Annotated in this window: 14 protein-coding genes and 3 tRNA genes; 12 read left to right on the forward strand and 5 right to left on the reverse strand. The window is 69.4% G+C overall.

Features of this window, described 5'->3' with window-relative positions; all coding sequences use genetic code 11:
* Nucleotides 1–32: 32 nt before the first annotated feature.
* A complete protein-coding gene (locus ACYVF3_RS18050; protein ID WP_461155394.1) occupies nucleotides 33–815 on the forward strand; it encodes a fumarylacetoacetate hydrolase family protein in 783 nt (260 codons plus the stop codon).
* Between the two features lie 102 nt (nucleotides 816–917).
* Here the strand turns inward: ACYVF3_RS18050 and ACYVF3_RS18055 are convergent, their stop codons facing one another.
* The gene (locus ACYVF3_RS18055; RefSeq protein WP_461155395.1) at nucleotides 918–2147 is read right to left on the reverse strand and encodes an FAD-dependent oxidoreductase; all 1230 of its coding nucleotides are present in this window, start codon (nucleotides 2145–2147) and stop codon (nucleotides 918–920) included.
* Between the two features lie 103 nt (nucleotides 2148–2250).
* Here ACYVF3_RS18055 and gltX point away from each other — a divergent pair, with 103 nt between their 5' ends.
* From gltX to ACYVF3_RS18080, 5 genes are all read left to right on the forward strand, one after another.
* A complete protein-coding gene (gene gltX, locus ACYVF3_RS18060) occupies nucleotides 2251–3774 on the forward strand; it encodes a glutamate--tRNA ligase (RefSeq protein WP_461155396.1) in 1524 nt (507 codons plus the stop codon).
* 223 nt (nucleotides 3775–3997) lie between these two features.
* Entirely contained in the window at nucleotides 3998–4765 is a 768-nt protein-coding gene (locus ACYVF3_RS18065) for an HAD family hydrolase (RefSeq protein ID WP_461155397.1), read from the forward strand.
* A gap of 156 nt (nucleotides 4766–4921) precedes the next feature.
* Nucleotides 4922–4993, forward strand: a tRNA-Gln gene (locus tag ACYVF3_RS18070).
* A gap of 30 nt (nucleotides 4994–5023) precedes the next feature.
* Nucleotides 5024–5096 (forward strand) — tRNA-Glu (locus tag ACYVF3_RS18075).
* A 430-nt stretch (nucleotides 5097–5526) separates the two neighbouring features.
* Nucleotides 5527–5599 (forward strand) — tRNA-Glu (locus ACYVF3_RS18080).
* A 50-nt stretch (nucleotides 5600–5649) separates the two neighbouring features.
* On the opposite strand, the gene ACYVF3_RS18085 is transcribed toward ACYVF3_RS18080, so the two are convergent.
* Nucleotides 5650–6351, reverse strand: coding sequence for an IclR family transcriptional regulator (locus ACYVF3_RS18085; RefSeq protein WP_461155398.1), 702 nt, complete (start codon nucleotides 6349–6351; stop codon nucleotides 5650–5652).
* A 93-nt stretch (nucleotides 6352–6444) separates the two neighbouring features.
* Here ACYVF3_RS18085 and leuC point away from each other — a divergent pair, with 93 nt between their 5' ends.
* The 3 genes from leuC (at nucleotide 6445) to ACYVF3_RS18100 (ending at nucleotide 9442) form a co-directional block, all read left to right on the forward strand.
* Complete coding sequence (gene leuC / locus ACYVF3_RS18090) at nucleotides 6445–7848, forward strand: 3-isopropylmalate dehydratase large subunit (RefSeq protein WP_461155399.1); 1404 nt, start codon at nucleotides 6445–6447, stop codon at nucleotides 7846–7848.
* 81 nt (nucleotides 7849–7929) lie between these two features.
* Nucleotides 7930–8532, forward strand: a complete 603-nt coding sequence (gene leuD, locus ACYVF3_RS18095) for a 3-isopropylmalate dehydratase small subunit (RefSeq protein WP_461155400.1) — start codon at nucleotides 7930–7932, stop codon at nucleotides 8530–8532.
* 232 nt (nucleotides 8533–8764) lie between these two features.
* Entirely contained in the window at nucleotides 8765–9442 is a 678-nt protein-coding gene (locus ACYVF3_RS18100) for an HU family DNA-binding protein (protein ID WP_461155401.1), read from the forward strand.
* A 243-nt stretch (nucleotides 9443–9685) separates the two neighbouring features.
* Here ACYVF3_RS18100 and ACYVF3_RS18105 read toward each other — a convergent pair whose 3' ends face one another.
* From ACYVF3_RS18105 to cofC, 3 genes are all read right to left on the reverse strand, one after another.
* Nucleotides 9686–10678: an NUDIX hydrolase gene (locus ACYVF3_RS18105; RefSeq protein ID WP_461155402.1), complete on the reverse strand. Its 993-nt coding sequence runs from the start codon at nucleotides 10676–10678 to the stop codon at nucleotides 9686–9688.
* Between the two features lie 143 nt (nucleotides 10679–10821).
* Nucleotides 10822–13074, reverse strand: a complete 2253-nt coding sequence (locus ACYVF3_RS18110) for an RNA degradosome polyphosphate kinase (RefSeq protein WP_461155403.1) — start codon at nucleotides 13072–13074, stop codon at nucleotides 10822–10824.
* A gap of 206 nt (nucleotides 13075–13280) precedes the next feature.
* Nucleotides 13281–13925: a 2-phospho-L-lactate guanylyltransferase gene (cofC, locus tag ACYVF3_RS18115; protein ID WP_461155404.1), complete on the reverse strand. Its 645-nt coding sequence runs from the start codon at nucleotides 13923–13925 to the stop codon at nucleotides 13281–13283.
* Nucleotides 13926–14047: 122 nt separating this feature from the next.
* Between cofC and ACYVF3_RS18120 the strand changes: the two genes are divergently transcribed.
* Genes ACYVF3_RS18120 through ACYVF3_RS18130 form a run of 3 tightly spaced genes read left to right on the forward strand, consistent with a single transcriptional unit; the run spans nucleotide 14048 to nucleotide 16966 of the window.
* Entirely contained in the window at nucleotides 14048–14824 is a 777-nt protein-coding gene (locus tag ACYVF3_RS18120) for a lysophospholipid acyltransferase family protein (RefSeq protein WP_461155405.1), read from the forward strand.
* Nucleotides 14811–15818, forward strand: coding sequence for an NAD(P)H-dependent glycerol-3-phosphate dehydrogenase (locus tag ACYVF3_RS18125; RefSeq protein WP_461155406.1), 1008 nt, complete (start codon nucleotides 14811–14813; stop codon nucleotides 15816–15818). The genes ACYVF3_RS18120 and ACYVF3_RS18125 overlap by 14 nt, the downstream gene beginning before the upstream one ends.
* 41 nt (nucleotides 15819–15859) lie before the next feature.
* The gene (locus ACYVF3_RS18130; protein WP_461155407.1) at nucleotides 15860–16966 is read left to right on the forward strand and encodes a cystathionine gamma-lyase; all 1107 of its coding nucleotides are present in this window, start codon (nucleotides 15860–15862) and stop codon (nucleotides 16964–16966) included.
* The last annotated feature ends 191 nt before the right edge of the window (nucleotides 16967–17157 follow it).

The following is a 17157-nucleotide window of genomic DNA, read 5'->3' on the forward strand; positions in this document are numbered from 1 at the left end:
CCGTCCACATCAGATTTCTTGCGGAGGTTGTCTTGCGTTTGGCTCGTGTGGCCCACTCGGACGGAGTGTCGTTCGTGGCGTTGGAGCCGGATCCGGCGGCGCCGCGCGAGAAGATCGTGGCGGTCGAGATCGACCAGCACCCGTTCGGCTCGCCCACCTACACCGGCCGGAAGTGGCCGATGGCCGACGTGCGGCTGCTGGCGCCGATCCTGCCGAGCAAGGTGATCTGCGTGGGCAAGAACTACGTGGAGCACGCGCGCGAGATGGGTGGTGAGGCGCCCGAGAACCCGCTGATCTTCATGAAGCCCTCGACTTCGGTGGTCGGCCCCAACTCGCCGATCAAGCTGCCGCCGAACTCCGAGCGGGTGGACTTCGAGGGCGAGCTCGCGGCGATCATCGGCCAGCCGTGCAAGGACGTCCCGGAGGCCCGCGGCACCGAGGTGCTGCTGGGCTACACCATCGCCAACGACGTCACCGCGCGCGACCAGCAGAAGGCCGACGGGCAGTGGACCCGCGCCAAGGGCTACGACACGTTCTGCCCGCTGGGGCCGTGGATCGACACCGAGATCGACCCGTCGGACCTGTCCATCCGCACCGACCTGGACGGTGAGGTTAAGCAGGACGGCCGCACCTCGCAGCTGGTGCACGGCGTCGGCGGCCTGGTCTCGTGGGTGTCGCGGATCATGACGCTGCTGCCCGGCGACGTCATCCTCACCGGCACGCCGGCGGGCGTCGGCCCGATGACCGACGGCCAGAAGGTCACGGTCTCCATCGACGGCCTCGGCGCCCTCACCAACCCGGTCCAGAACGCCTGACCCACGCGATCGGCCGGGGTGGTGTCAATTTCTTAAGTATTTGAGGCTCACCCGGGTGACGTTCAGATACTTAAGAAATTGACACCACCCTGGCGGAGCGGGTTACCGGCGGGCGGCCTTTGGGGGGTGCTCTCGGACGGCGCCGAAGGCGAGTAGGTAGGGCGGGACTCGGCGGAGGAACGGCAGCCGCGAGATCAGGCGGATCGGCAGCGGAAGCTTCGCCGAGTCGCCGAGGTCGATCTCGCCGCGGAGGGCGGGCCCCACCACGTTGTCGTGGATGATGCGCTGGAAGCCCTGGATCAGCACCGTGGTGAGCCAGCGGCGACGCTGGACGGCCGCCACGTGCCTGAGCCGCAGCCGCCCCTCGCGCAGCGGTCCCGCGAGGTGGCGCGCCGTCGCGACCGCGTCCTGGACCGCGAGGTTGATCCCGATCCCGCCGACCGGTGACATCGCGTGCGCGGCGTCGCCGATGCACAGCAGGCCGGGCACGTGCCACTTGCGCAGCCGGTCCAGGGTCACGTGCAGCAGCTTGACGTCGTCCCACGAGCGCACCAGCTCGCGGTCGCCCAGCCACGGGATCTCCTGCTTGAGCTGCGCGTTGAAGTCCTCGATCGGTCCCGACCGGCCTTCGGAGTCGGAGCCCTTGTGGATGATCGAGGCGACCTGGAAGTAGTCGCGCCGGTCGATGAGCACCTGGAAGGCGCGCTTGCGCAGCATCCCGACCAGCCCTTCCGGGTCCTCGGGCTGCCGGGGCAGCCGGAACCAGCGGACGTCCATCGGCGTCGGGAAGTCCTGCAGCCCGAGTTCCGGCAGCTCGCGCGCGAACGACTTGCGGCCGTCGCAGGCCACGGTGATGGTGGCGCGCAGTTCGCCGGTCTCGCCGGTGGCGGTTCGGTAGTGCACGCCGCGAACCCGTCCGCCCTCCCGGATCAGCTCGGTGGCCTCGGTGTTCATCCGCAGCGCGAACCCCGGCTCGGACTTGCCCTCCTCGGCGAGCATGTCCAGCAGGTCCCACTGCGGAACCATCGCGATGTAGTTGCGCTTGATGGGCAGCAGGCTGAAGTCGCCGACCGTGAACAGGTCCCCGTCGGGGCCGAGGGGCAGCTGGATCTTGTTGATCCGGCTCTGCGGGATCTGCTCGAAGCGATCGGCGAGCCCGATCTCGTCGAGCAGCTGCAGGGTCGTGGGGTGGACGGTGTCGCCGCGGAAGTCGCGGAGGAAGTCGCCGTGCTTCTCCAGGACGGTGACCTCGACTCCGGACCGGGCCAGCAGCAGTCCGAGCACCATGCCGGCCGGTCCGCCGCCGACGATGCAGCAGGTGGTGCGCTCCATCGCGTTCCTCCCAGGGTTTTCAACGACTGTTGAATAAATTCAGCATGCACCTACCGGGTGCGGCCGTCAAGCGCACGCGAGCAGTGGCTACGCTGAATCCGTTATGAGCACGCCAGAAGCCAGCACAGACGCAGCCAAGGAAGAGGCGACCGGACAGGGGGCCGCGGGCCCGGTTCGTGCCCGGTTCTGCCCGTCGCCGACCGGAACCCCGCACGTCGGCCTGATCCGCACCGCCCTCTACAACTGGGTGTTCGCCCGGCACAACAAGGGCAAACTGGTGTTCCGCATCGAGGACACCGACGCCGCCCGGGACAGCGAGGAGTCCTACCAGGCGCTGCTCGACGCGCTGCGCTGGCTGGGCCTCGACTGGGACGAAGGTCCCGGAGTCGGCGGAGACCACGGCCCCTACCGGCAGAGCGAGCGGCGCGACATCTACGCGGATGTCGCCCAGCGCCTGCTCGCCGCCGGTGAGCTCTACGAGTCCTACTCCAGCCCGGACGAGGTCGAAGCCCGGCACAAGGCGGCCGGCCGCGACCCCAAGCTGGGTTACGACAACTTCGACCGCGACCTCACCGACGAGCAGCGCGAGGCCTTCAAGGCCGAAGGGCGCAAGCCCGTGCTGCGGCTGGTGATGCCCGCGCGCGACATCACCTTCACCGACCTGGTCCGAGGTGACATCACCTTCCCGGCGGGCAGCGTGCCCGACCCGGTGCTCGTGCGCGGCAACGGCGATGCGCTGTACACGCTCACCAACCCCGTCGACGACGCCCTCATGCGGATCACCCACGTGCTGCGGGGCGAAGACCTGCTGTCGTCCACGCCGCGCCAGATCGCGCTCTACGAAGCGCTGCAGCGCATCGGCGTCACCGACTTCACGCCCGCGTTCGGCCACCTGCCGTTCGTCATGGGCGAGGGCAACAAGAAGCTGTCCAAGCGAGACCCGCAGTCCAACCTGTTCCACCACCGCGACCGCGGGTTCCTGCCCGAAGGCCTGCTCAACTACCTCGCGCTGCTCGGCTGGTCGATCTCCGAGGACCGCGACGTGTTCACCCTCGACGAGATGGTCGAGGCCTTCGACATCGGCCGCGTCAGCTCCAACCCGGCGCGCTTCGACCAGAAGAAGGCCGACGCCATCAACTCCGCGCACCTGCGCGCCCTGGCACCCGACGACTTCGTCGAGCGCATCGTGCCCTACCTCGTCGACGGCGGGGTGCTGCCCGCGGAGCCCACCGAGTCGCAGCTGGAGACCGTGCGCGCCGCCGCGCCCCTCGTGCAGGAGCGGCTCATCGTGCTCTCCGACGCCGTCGGCATGATGGGCTTCCTGTTCGCGGGCGACGACTTCCAGCCCGAGGAGGCCTCCGCGCAGAAGGCGCTCGGCGACGACGCCCGGCCCGTGCTGGAAGCCGCGATCGGGTCCCTCGAAGCGCTGCCCGAGTGGACCACCGACGCCATCGAGGAAGCCCTCAAGGTCTCCGTCGTCGACGGACTCGGCATCAAGCCGCGCAAGGCCTTCGCGCCCGTCCGCGTCGCCATCACGGGGCGCACCGTGTCGCCGCCGCTGTACGAGTCGATGGAACTCCTCGGCCGCGAGGTCTCGCTCGCCAGGCTCCGCAAGGCGCTCGGCTGACCGGCACCGAGAGCAACTCCCACCACCCACGCCGCCGCGGCGCTCACCGGAGCGCCGCGGCGGCGTCGTTCTCCCACCTGCGCAATCGCCCCGGGGCGCGTTCGAGCCCAACTGCTAAGACGGAGCGGAAATCCGGTTTGGTTGCACAGTGTTCTCAGACCCACAGCAGACTTCACTAGGTTGGCAGAGTCGGACGCGGCGGGTGAACGCCTAGCCTCTCGGGGTGACATCCGCGGCTGACCTTTCGAAATCCCGCAATCCCGCCCAGATCAAGGCCGTCTGCCTCGACATCGACGACACCTTGCTGGACAGCCAGAGCGCGGCGCGCAGCTCCCTCAGAGAGCTCCTCGGGACCGACCGGGCCTGGCCCGTGTGGGAACGCACCACCGACCGGTACTACGCGCGGTTCGTCACCGGCCAGATGCCCTTCGACGTCATGTGCGTCGAACGCACCCGCGCCTTCTTCGCCGCCTTCGGCGAGCACATCGACTACGCGGAAGCGCGCAGCCGCGAAAACCAGCGCATGGACGCCATGCAGCGCGCCTGGGGACTGTTCGACGACGTCCTCGACAGCCTCGACTGGATGCGCGCCAGCGGACTCCGCCTCGCCGCCGTCACCAACGCCCCCAGCGCCTACCAGCGCAAGAAGCTCGCCGCCGTCGGCCTCGCCGACGCCTTCGACGCCGTGATCATCTCCGGCGAGATCGGCGTGGCCAAACCGGATCCGCGGATCTTCCACACCGCCTGCGACCACCTCGGCCTCCAGCCGCACGAAGTCGCCCACGTCGGAGACAGGCTCACCACCGACGCCCACGGCGCCGCTCGCGCCGGGCTCAGCGGCATCTGGCTCAACCGCGACCGGATCCCCGCGCCCCGCACCAGCGCCGAGGACGTCGTCCCCACCATCACGAGCCTCGACGAACTCCCCGAACTCCTCGTCACCGAGATCGCCGCACCCGACTTCGCCGATCTCGTCGCCCCGGTGCGCTGAACCAGGCCACCACCTGCGAGAACTCCAGAAGAGGGGGGTGCTGGGAAGGCCCCTCGCGCGGTGGTCTAATATATTCACCAACGCGGCGGACAGAAGTCCGGAAGCCGAACTCCGCACCGGAGATCGGAATTCGAGACAACTGGCCGTCAAGCACCATGGGGTATGGTGTAATCGGCAGCACGACTGATTCTGGTTCAGTTAGTCTAGGTTCGAGTCCTGGTACCCCAGCGAGCAGATCACCTCGGTGATCTCTCACGCGGTCCCGTCGTCTAGCGGCCTAGGACGCCGCCCTCTCAAGGCGGTAGCGCGGGTTCAAATCCCGTCGGGACTACAGCGGTGGGAGCGGTATACCTACGTTGATGCGTAGGTGTACCGCTTTCGTCATTTTGTTGGGGGGGCGGACCCCCCATGCCCCCCACGGTGCGGTGGTCGCTCTGGGGAGTGCTCCTCTCTTCGGTTCTCGTTCCCGGCCTGGGCTCGTGACCAGCCTCTTCGGTTCTTGATTGGCTCGTCGGCTTCGCCGCCTCGGATGTTGCTCGCCGGCTTGCCGTCTTCTGTTTTGTTGGCTTGGTGTTGCTTCCTTGGGCCTTGTTCGGCTTTTGGTTGTTGGGTGGGGCTTCCTTTCTTCCATTGTGTTGTGGGGGTTCGTCTTCTTCTTTGTTGTTGGGGTCACTTCTGTTGGTGTCTTTGCTGGTTGTGGCGGTTCGGGGTGGGGGTGTTCTTGGGGGTTCTCGGGTGTTGTAGTCTTATCTCCGTTGCGCGGTCCCGTCGTCTAGCGGCCTAGGACGCCGCCCTCTCAAGGCGGTAGCGCGGGTTCAAATCCCGTCGGGACTACAACGCGAAGGCCCCGGACACGATGTCCGGGGCCTTCGTTTTTGCCCGTGTTAGAGCCTGTTCTGCAAGCCCTCGGCTGCCGCCAGCAGATCCGCCGCCCAGCGCGCGCCGGGCCTGCGGCCCATCCGGTCGATGGGGCCCGACACCGAGATCGCCGCGACCACACCGCCCTGGGAATCCCGCACCGGCGCCGACACGCTCGCCACACCCGCCTCGCGCTCCGCGACGCTCTGCGCCCAGCCCCGGCGCCGCACCTCCAGGAGAGTGCGCTCGCCGAACACCGCCTCGCCGAGCACCGCGCGCTGCGTCGCCGGATCCGCCCACGCGGCCAAGACCTTCGCCCCTGAGCCCGCCGTCATCGACAGCGCCGTCCCCACCGGGACCGTGTCCCGCAAACCGCTCGGCGGCTCCGCGGTCGCGATGCACAGGCGCTGCATGCCGTCCCGTCGGTAGAGTTGGACGCTCTCACCCGAGACGTCCCGGAGTTTGGGCAGCACCGTGGACGCCGCCTCCAGCAGCGGATCCACCGCGCCGCCGGCCAGCTCCGCCAACGCCGCGCCAGGGCGCCACCTGCCGTCCGAACCGCGACGCAGCAGGCGATGCGTCTCCAGGCCCACCGCCAAGCGGTGCGCCGTCGCCCGCGGCAGCCCCGTCCGGCTGCACAGTTCTGCCAGGCCGCAGGGCTCCTGGGCCACCGCCTGCAGTACGGCCACTGCCTTGTCCAACACTCCGATGCCGCTATGCTGTCCCACGTACCGATACTAACTTCTCGATATCTGGGAAGTCCACTCTGTGGGAGAGGCCCGCTCCTCCGCGGGCCTCGGCGCGCTCGACTGGGAGCAGTGATGGGAAAAACGCTCGCGGAGAAGGTGTGGGACGCGCACATCGTGCGCCAAGGTGAGGGGCACGAGCCCGACCTGCTCTACATCGATCTCCACCTGGTGCACGAAGTCACCAGCCCGCAGGCTTTCGAAGGGCTCCGGCTGGCCGGCCGCGAGGTGCGGCGCCCCGACCTGACGATCGCCACGGAAGACCACAACGTCCCGACCGTCGGCCTCGACCTGCCGATCGCCGACCCGGTGTCGCGGACCCAGGTCGAAACGCTGCGCAAGAACTGCGCGGAGTTCGGCGTCCGGCTGCACCCCATGGGTGATGCCGAGCAGGGCATCGTGCACGTCGTCGGGCCGCAGCTCGGCCTCACGCAGCCCGGCACGACCGTCGTCTGCGGCGACAGCCACACCTCCACGCACGGCGCGTTCGGCGCGCTGGCCTTCGGAATCGGCACGTCCGAGGTGGAGCACGTGCTGGCCACCCAGACGCTGCCGCTGCGGCCGTTCAAGACCATGGCCATCAACATCGAGGGATCGTTGCGCCCCGGTGTGACGAGCAAGGACGTCATCCTCGCCGTCATCGCCAAGATCGGCACCGGTGGCGGGCAGGGCTACGTGCTGGAGTACCGCGGCGAAGCGGTGCGCCAGCTGTCGATGGAAGCCCGCATGACCATCTGCAACATGTCGATCGAGGCCGGTGCGCGCGCGGGCATGATCGCGCCCGACGACACGACTTTCGAGTACCTGCGGGGCCGTCCGCACGCGCCGGAGGGCGCCGAGTGGGACGCCGCTGTCGAGTACTGGAAGACGCTGCGCACCGACTCCGACGCCACCTTCGACGAGGAAGTCACGCTCAGCGCCGACGAACTCACCCCGTTCGTCACCTGGGGCACCAACCCGGGTCAGGGCCTGCCGCTGGGCGAGAACGTGCCGGACCCGGAGGCCATCGTCGACGAGGGCGAGCGCTTCGCCGCGGAAAAGGCGTTGGCCTACATGGGCTTGACGGCGGGTATGCCGCTGCGCGAGGTGAGCGTGGACACCGTCTTCCTGGGGTCCTGCACCAACGGGCGGCTGGAGGACCTGCGGGCGGCCGCGGCCGTCATCGAGGGCCGCAAGGTCGCCGACAACACCAGGATGCTCGTGGTGCCCGGCTCGATGAAGGTGCGGCTGCAGGCCGAGAGCGAAGGGCTCAACGAGGTTTTCACCGCCGCCGGAGCGGAATGGCGTTCGGCCGGTTGTTCGATGTGCCTGGGCATGAACCCGGACCAGCTGGACCCGGGCGAGCGCAGCGCCTCGACCTCCAACCGCAACTTCGAGGGCAGGCAGGGCAAGGGTGGCCGGACCCACCTGGTTTCGCCTCTGGTGGCCGCGGCCACGGCGGTGCGCGGAACGCTCTCCTCGCCCGAAGACCTCGACTGAGCAGCTGATTCATCAGGGTCCCGCGCGATGTCGCGGGTGCCCGAACCGCACCTCCCGAGCTTTCACTCACCAGGAGCAACGATGGAACCGTTCAAGACGCACACCGGGATCGGAGTCCCGCTGCGCCGGTCCAACGTGGACACCGACCAGATCATCCCCGCCGTGTACCTCAAGCGGGTTTCCCGCACGGGCTTCGAGGACGCGCTGTTCGCCGCGTGGCGCGGGGACGAGGACTTCATCCTCAATCAGGAACCCTTCTCGTCCGGCAGCGTGCTGGTCGCCGGCCCCGACTTCGGCACCGGATCCTCCCGCGAGCACGCGGTGTGGGCGCTGAAGGACTACGGCTTCCGAGTGGTCATCTCGAGCCGGTTCGCCGATATCTTCCGCGGCAATTCCGGCAAGCAGGGCTTGCTGGCGGCGCAGTGCGAGCAGTCCGATGTGGAGCTGCTCTGGAAGCTGCTGGAGAACGAGCCGGGTACCGCTGTCACGGTGGATCTTCAGGAACTGACCGTCCAAGCCAAGGACCTCACGGTGCCCTTCAGCATCGACGACTACACCCGCTGGCGGCTGCTGGAAGGCCTTGACGACATCGGTTTGACGCTGCGCCACGCCGAGACGATCGACACTTTTGAGCGTGGGCGCCCGAGTTTCAAGCCCGCCACGCTGCCTGCTCGCAAGGGCTGATCAGCACCCCGGAGCTGGGCGGGTTTTTCCTTTCACAGCAGGAAAAACCCGCCCGGACCGGACAACTCAACCAGTTGCTCCCAGCACTGCGCGGACCCCGTTGCCCGGACTCGAATGCCCGCGCCCCAACGAAAAAATGGGGCGTGGCGAATGGCATTTGTAGTTCCGGGGCTTTACCGTTGACATTGAGTCGGCCCAACGGGGCCGTTGTTGTGTCCTGGGAGGGACTGAAGTGAACAAGGCCCAACTGATCGAGGCTCTGGCAGAACGCCTCGGAGACAAGAAGACCGCCAGCCAGGCCGTTGAAGACGTCGTCGACATCATCGTTCGCAACGTCAACAAAGGCGAGAAGGTCAACATCACCGGTTTTGGCGTTTTCGAGAAGCGCGCTCGTGCGGCGCGCGTCGCTCGAAACCCGCGCACCGGTGAGAGCGTGAAGGTCAAGAAGACCAACGTTCCCGCGTTCCGCGCCGGCACCCAGTTCAAGGAAGTCGTGGGCGGCCAGCGGAAGCTCCCGCGCTCGACCACCTCCGGCAAGGCGGCCACCACGCGCGGCGTGACCACGCGCACCGCTTCGGCGAGCAAGACCACCACCGCTCGCAAGCCCACCACCACGCGTGCCGCGGCCACCAAGACCGCCAGCCGCACCACGGCCAAGGCCTCCACCGCCAAGGCTTCGACCGCCAAGTCGACCAAGGCGAGCACCGCCAAGGCCACGACCAAGGCGGCGCCGAAGCGGGCGACCACCAAGGCCAGCACGACCAAGTCGGCCCCGGCCAAGGCGTCGACCACCAAGCGTGCGAGCACCGCCAAGGCCACGACCAAGGCGGCGCCGAAGTCCACCGCCAAGACGACGACTCGTCCGGCCGCCAAGAAGGCCACGACGACCCGCAAGTCCACCAAGAAGTGATCGCTCGCTTCGACTGCGAGCTCCAGTGGGCCGAGCGGGCGGAGGCATAGCCCCTCCTCGGGGCATGCCTCCGCCCGCTCACAGCTCGTGAGGAAGGCGAAAACCCGCCGCGCCGCGGGCGGCGGGTCGCTTCCTCCTCCAGCGTTGTCGCGCGTGAAGGGCTCCAGATGCCCGTGTAGCGCCGGAACCAGCCCGGCGGGCCTTCCCCCGCCGAGGCGTCTGCAGCAGCCCTGTGCGGTGCGATCAGCGCCCAGGAGGGGTTCTTCGCGCTCCCGCCAGGGGATCTGGCAGGTAATCGGCGGCCGCCAGGCGCAGGTCTGGTTCCCGCTCGCCCTCCGCGCCCTCCGCCGGCCGGAAGGACAGCGTCCACACGCTTCCCTTGCGCGACGCCACCTCGTCGAGCGCCAGGCCGGCCGAATCCGCCAGCCGCGTCACCAGATCCGGGATGACGCCTCCCTGGCTGGACACCAGGCTCGTGCCGCCTTCGGCCGCCACTCCCAGCAGTGCGCGCACGCCCGCCTGCGGATCGGCTGAATAGACCTCTTCGGAGAACTGCGGTTCGCTCACGATGGCGATTCCGCGCTCCGCGGCCACCGGGGCCACGGTTTGTTCGCAGCGCACGCGCGGAGCCGAATAGATCCGGGAAGGCGCGAACAACGGCAACAGGGAATGCAATGCGTCGCGTTGTTTGCGGCCCGCTCGGCTCAGCGGGCGCAGAGCGTCATCTCCGGACCATTCGGATCGTTTGCCCGCTTTTGCGTGCCTCACCAGCAATACGGTCGCCGTTTCGGCCCGGGACTCGTCGAATGCGTCGAGGACTCGCGCGTCGTGCGGATAGCTCAACTCGGCGCGCGCCTGCTCCAGCGGCAACCAGCGGAGTGCGTCCACTTCGTCATTGGGCGTGAACTCGCCTTCCCGCAGGCGTGCGGAGAAGTAATCGACGATCTTCGGCGCCGCCCCGCCCGCACGCGTGGGAACCGCGTAGCGCACCTGCGGGAGATGACGCCCGAGCGTGGCCGAGAAACCGGTCTCCTCGGCGACCTCGCGAACGGCCGCGTGCGCGGGGAGCTCGCCGGGATCCAGCTTTCCCTTGGGCAGGGACCAATCGTCGTAGCGGGGTCGGTGCACGAGGGCCACTTCCGGCCCGCGCGCACCAGGCCGCCACAGCACCGCGCCCGCAGCGCGCACGAGCGCGGGCACCTCGACGGCTTCGGCAACCGGGATGTCGTCGGTCACGCTTACTTCCTCATCGTGCCTGTGAACGTGGTGTTTCCGGGCGGCGAAGGCGCCACCTCACCCGGGCAGCCTGCACCGCCGCCGAGCGCGAGCCGTGCATTGCCGATCCCGAGGAGTGGCGTCCTCCCACCGTCCGAGCCTCGCTAGGAGACCTTCGCGCCGTGACCGGACAGCATCTCGGTCTGGTGGTCCCGGACCTGCTCACCGCTGCGCGGCGAGGCTTCCCAGTCTCCCTTGGGGTTGAGCACCCAGCAGCGCGTCGACGGGTGCAGCGCGGAGTCCATCATCGCGTCCATCTGGCCGGTCAGCTTCGGGTCCGTGACGCGCACCTGGGTTTCGATGCGGCGGTCCAGGTTGCGGTGCATCATGTCGGCGCTGCCCAGCCAGTGCTCGTCGATGCCGACGAAGTGGAACACCCGCGAGTGCTCCAGGAAACGCCCGAGGATCGACCGGACCTCGATGTTCTCGCTGAGCCCGTCTGCGCCCGCCTTGAGGGCGCAGATGCCGCGCACCACGACCTGCACCGGCACACCGGCCAGCGAGGCGCGGTAGAGGGAGTCGATGATCTGCTCGTCGACCAGCGAGTTCACCTTCATCCGGACACCGCAGCTCAAACCCTGCCGGGCGCGCTCGATCTCGGCTTCGACCCGTTCGACGATCCCGTTGCGGATGCCCTGCGGGGACACCAGGATGCGCCGGTAGTCGCCGTGCCTGGCGTACCCGGTGAGCACGTTGAACAGGTCGGTGAGGTCGGCGCCGATCTCCGGGGATGCCGTCAGCAGGCCCAGGTCCTCGTAGATCCGGGCCGTCTTGGGGTTGTAGTTGCCGGTGCCCAGGTGGCAGTAGCGGCGGATCGTCGAACCCTCCTGGCGCACCACGAGGGACGTCTTGCAGTGCGTCTTCAGGCCGACGAGGCCGTAGACGACGTGCACGCCCGCGCGCTCCAGGGTGCGCGCCCACTGGATGTTGGCCTGCTCGTCGAAACGGGCCTTGAGCTCCACCAGCGCCACGACCTGCTTGCCCGCCTCGGCGGCGTCGATGAGGGCGTTGACGATCGGCGAGTCACCCGAGGTGCGGTACAGCGTCTGCTTGATGGCCAGCACGTGCGGGTCTTCCGCTGCCTGCTCGATGAAGCGCTGCACCGACGTGGAGAACGAGTCGTAGGGGTGGTGCACCAGAACGTCGCCCTCGCGCAGCGTGGAGAAGATGCTCTTGGGCGTCTGCCCCTCGGCGAAGGCCGGGTGGGTGGCGGGCACGAACGGCGAGGGCTTGAGGTCCGGCCGCTGCAGCTTGTCGAGCTGGAACAGGCACGACAGGTCCAGGAGCCCCTTGACCTCCACCACGTCGTGCTGGTCGACCTCCAGCTCGCGCAGCAGGAGTTCGAGCATGTTCTCGCTCATGGTGTCGGTGACTTCCAGCCGCACCGGGGGTCCGAAGCGGCGGCGCGCGAGTTCCCGCTCCATGGCCTGCAGGAGGTCTTCGTCGCGGTCCTCCTCGACCTCCAGGTCGGCGTTGCGGGTGACGCGGAAGATGTGGTGCTCGGAGACCCGCATCCCCGGGAACAGCTTGTCCAGGTGCGCGGCGATGAGCTCTTCGAGCGGCAGGAAGGTGGCCAGCTCGTTCTCCCGGTCGGCCTCCACCCGGATCAGCCGGGGCACGTTGTCCGGGACCTTCACGCGGGCGAAGCGCCGCAACCCGGCGTCCGGGTCGGTGACCGTGACGGCGAGGTTCAGCGAAAGCCCGGAGATGTAGGGGAAGGGGTGCGCCGGGTCGACGGCGAGCGGTGTGAGGACCGGGAAGATGTGGTCCTCGAAGTAGCGGGTGAGCTTGCCCTGGTCGGCCGAGCCGAGGTCGTCCCACTCCATGATGCGGATGCCGCTGGCGTCCAGCTCCGGCAGCAGCTCGTCCACGAAGACCCGGCCGAGCTTCTCCGTCAGGTCCTGGTTGCGCGCGGCTATGCGCACCAGCTGCTCGTGCGGGGTGAGCCCGTCGGCGCTGCGCACCGACAACCCGGTCTCCTCGCGGCGCTTCAACCCGGCGACGCGGACCATGTAGAACTCGTCGAGGTTGGACGCGAAGATCGCCATGAACTTCGCGCGCTCCAGCACCGGCTGCGACTTGTCCTCGGCGAAGGCCAGCACGCGCGCGTTGAAGTCGAGCCAGGACAGCTCCCGGTTGAGGTACCGGTCCTCGGGCAGGTCCGTCGTCGCGGCCGCCCGCGTCACCGCCGGCGGCGCGGAGGGGACCCGCGCACCGCCGTTGACCTGAGCGGACTCGTCCGGCTTCGCGCTTGCCGCGGTGCGAGGCGCGGGACGCGGTGTGCGGCTCGTGGCCTTGCCCTTGGACGAGGTGCGCTTGGCGGGCCGCTTCGGCGACCGGTCGCTGTTGGTGCTCACGCTGCCATTGTCGCTCAGAAAACGGTTCCAGATCGACCGCTGAGGCCGTTCATCTGATGTTCGTCCGAGCACACGGGCACCGTCCGCGACGTGCGCAGGGGAACCTTCCTGCCACTCGCGCTCCCGGGTGGAGGCTGCCCGGCGGGTCGCGAGGAAGGGACCCTTCGGCGCCATCGGAGCCGGACGTGCGGGTGGGAACCTTCCGCTCACTCGCCCGGGTTGAGGCGGGCAGCGGTGCGCGGGCCGAGGCCGGCCGCCTCCGCTGCTGTCAGGTCCTCTTCGGTGTCGACGTCGCGTCGCACGGACTCCCACGGGCCGAGCAGCGCTTTCGCGCCCGACTCGGAGTGCGCGAGGGCGGAGCCCGGGCCGAATCGCGGCTCCAGCGGCTGGTGCGGGTCGGCCAGCAGCAGCGTGGTGCCGTCGCCGCGCAAGTCCGGGCAGTACGAGCGGTCGGTTCCGGCCGAGCGCAGCGCCCACCCGAGTTCGCCCGAGCGCAGCGCGGGCAGGTCCGCCTGCAGGGCTCCCACGCGCGCCGCGCCCCGGGAGCGCAGCACCTCGTCGCCGTGCCGCAACGCCGCGTTGAGCCCGTCGGCCGGATCGTCGGGCAGGACCTCGACGCCGAGCTCGGCGAAGGCCTCGGTCAGCTCGGGATCGGAGGAGACCACCAGCACGCCCGCGACCCCGCGGGCCGCGCGGGCGGCGGCCACCGTGTCCAGCGCCATCGCGGTGACCAGCTCGACGTGCCCGGTCACGCCGCGGCCGGCCAGCAGCCGGGACTTGGCCAGCGCCAGCGGTTTGAGCGGTACCAGCAGCTGCACCCCGGCGTTCTCGGGCGTGTTCTCAGTGGTCACGGGAACCATCTTGCGTCAACATCCGCCGATGCGGTGGAGGGCTTCCCAACTGCCGCCTGGTTGATGAGGCTGTGCCCGGGGCCGGGTACTTTGACTGGCGCTCGAGACCTTGAGGAGTAGTCGTGGCCGAACCGAGAAGCCTCCGGCGGCAGCGGAGGAAAACCACCGAGAAGGCACGCGGAATGGGCGTCGTCTGGCTGGGACTGGCCCGCTGGGTGTTCTACCCGCTGACGCACCTGCTGGCGCACGTTCGCGTGCGCGGGGCGCACAACATCCCCGCCGAAGGCAGCGCGCTGCTCGTGCTCAACCACGTCTCCCACCTCGACCCGATCTTCGACGCGGTCACCGTCCACCGCACCGCCCGGGTCCCGCGGTTCATGGCCAAGAACAGCCTGTGGGACCTCCCGCTGGTCCGCAACGTCCTGGTCGGCGTCGAGCAGATCCCGGTCTACCGGGGCACGGCGGACGCGCAGAAGAGCCTGCGCGAGGCGCACTCGGGTCTGGAGCGCGGCAAGGTCCTGGTGATCTACCCGGACGGCACCATCACCAAGGACCCGGACGGATGGCCGATGACGCCGAAGGCCGGCGTGGCCCGGCTGGCGCTGGCCAACGACATCCCCGTCATCCCCGCGGCCCGCTACGGCACCCGCGAGATCTACGACCACTACAACAAGAAGTTCCGGCCCTTCCCGCGCAAGACCGTCAACTACGTCATCGGCGAGCCGCTGGACCTGTCGGCCTACCGGGGTGCCGAACCCGACGTGGAGACGATCCGCGAGGTCGCGAACCTGGCGATGACCCGGGTGCGCGAACTGCTCGGCGAGATCCGCGAGGAGCAGCCGCCCACCGAGTTCTACGCTCCCGGCCGGAAGAACAAGGGGACCAATGGCGCAGCCTGAGCGGATCGCGGTGCTGGGCGCCGGTTCCTGGGGGACGACGTTCGCGAAGGTGCTCGCCGACGCGGGCAACGACGTCTGCTTGTGGGCACGGCGCACTCAGGTTGCGGCCGAGATCAACGAAACCCGCTGCAACGACTCCTACCTGCCCGGCATCGCGCTGCCCGAGCGGTTGCGCGCCACCGACGACGCGGCGGAAGCGGTGCACGCCGCGGAGTTCGTGGTGCTGGCGGTGCCAAGCCAGACGCTGCGGGAGAACCTGGCCGGGTGGCAGCCGCTGCTGCCCCCGGACGTGACGCTGGTGAGCCTGGCCAAGGGCGTCGAGCTGAGCACCCTCAAGCGGATGAGCCAGGTCGTCGGTGAGGTCGCGGACGTGCCGATGGACCGGGTCGCGGTCGTGTCCGGACCGAACCTGGCCAAGGAGATCGCGGCCGGGCAGCCCACCGCGACCGTGGTCGCCTGCGCGGACGCGGATCGCGCGGTGGCGCTGCAGAAGGCGTGCTTCACGCCGTACTTCCGGCCCTACACCAACACCGATCTGGTGGGAATCGAGATCTCCGGCGCCTGCAAGAACGTCATCGCGCTGGCGTGCGGCATCGCCGCGGGCCTGGGGTTCGGGCACAACACGATGTCCTCGCTGATCACGCGGGGTCTCGCGGAGACGACGCGGCTCGGCGTGGCGCTGGGGGCCGATCCGATGACCTTCGCCGGGCTGGCGGGCCTGGGCGACCTGGTGGCGACCTGCGCGTCGCCGCTGTCGCGGAACCGGACCTTCGGCGAGCGGCTGGGCAGGGGCGAGACGCTGGCAGAAGCGCAGGACGCCGCCCACGGCCAGGTGTCGGAGGGCGTGAAATCATGCTCGTCGATCCGCCAGCTGGCCGAGCGTCACGGCGTGGAGATGCCCATCACCGACGTGGTGCACCGGGTGTGCCACGAGGGACTGCAGCCGGGGCCGGCCGCGGCGGAGTTGTTGGGGCGCGAGCGCAAAGCGGAGTGATCCGCTCGCCGCTCGCGTCGATGAGCGCGGGAGCGAGCACAGTGGATCTTGGGGATTTCGGCGACGGAACGCGCGTGGTGCACGGCGGGCACCCCGAACCCGAGGCGGGCACCCCGTTGCTGCCCGGACCGGTGTTCGCGGCGCCCTACCACCTGGGCGAGTCCGGTCCCAGCGGTGATTTCTACGGCCGCGCGGGAAATCCGACCTGGCGCGCGCTGGAATCGGCGATCGGCGAGCTCGACGGCGGGCACTGCGTGCTGCTGCCCTCGGGGATGGCGGCGACCAGCGCGGTGCTGCGCGCGGTGCTGCGTGCCGGGGACAAGCTGGTGCTGCCCTCGGACGGCTACTACGCGACGCGTCAGTTCGTCAGCGACGAGCTGACCGAACTCGCCCTCGACGTTCGCGAGATCCCCACTCCCGGCCCGTGGACCGACGACGTCTTCGACGGCGCCCGGCTGGTCCTGCTGGAAACCCCCTCCAACCCGGGCGGCGACGTGTGCGACATCGCCGCGCTGGCGGAGCGCGCGCACGCGGCCGGAGCGCTGGTGGCGGTCGACAACACCACCGCGACGCCGCTGGGGCAGCGCCCGCTGGAGCTGGGCGCGGACATCGTCCTCGCCAGCGACACCAAGGCCCTCTCCGGGCACAGCGACATCCTGCTCGGGCACGTGTCGGTCCGCGACGAGGAGCTGGCGAACCGCCTGATACGCGCGAGGTCGCTGTCCGGCGCGATCCCGGGTCCTTTCGAGACGTGGCTGGCGCACCGCAGCATGGGAACCCTCGACCTGCGGTTGTCGCGGCAGGCGGAGAACGCCGCCGCCCTGGTCGAGGTCTTGGCCGGCCACCCCGCGGTGAGCGGTCTGCGCTGGCCCGGGCGCGCCGGGGACCCCTCGCACGAGGTGGCCGGCAGGCAGATGCGCCGGTTCGGCGGGGTGTTCTGCTTCGAGCTCACCGACGCCGACGCCGTGGCGGCCTTCATCGCCCGGAGCCGCTTGGTCGTAGCGGCCACCAGCTTCGGCGGGTTGCACAGCACCGCCGACCGCCGGGCCCAGTGGGGCGATCCGGTCCCCGAAGGCTTCGTCCGCTTCTCGGCGGGCTGCGAAACCCCCGAGGACCTGGTCGACGACGTCCTCCGAGCCCTCGCCTGAGCCCGGCGCTCCAGCGGATCCCGCCCATCTCACCCCAACGAGTGTGAGCTGGGTCCCGAGTCGTGGGCGTGACGCCGCGCGGTGGTTGACGGCGTCGTGGGGGACTGGTTCAGTTCGTGTCGTGTTGAAGCGCGCGTTCACCGGCCGACGGGGTCACATCGACCTGCACCGCGTCGCCAGCGCGCTCTGTT

Source organism: Saccharopolyspora tripterygii (assembly GCF_054778355.1).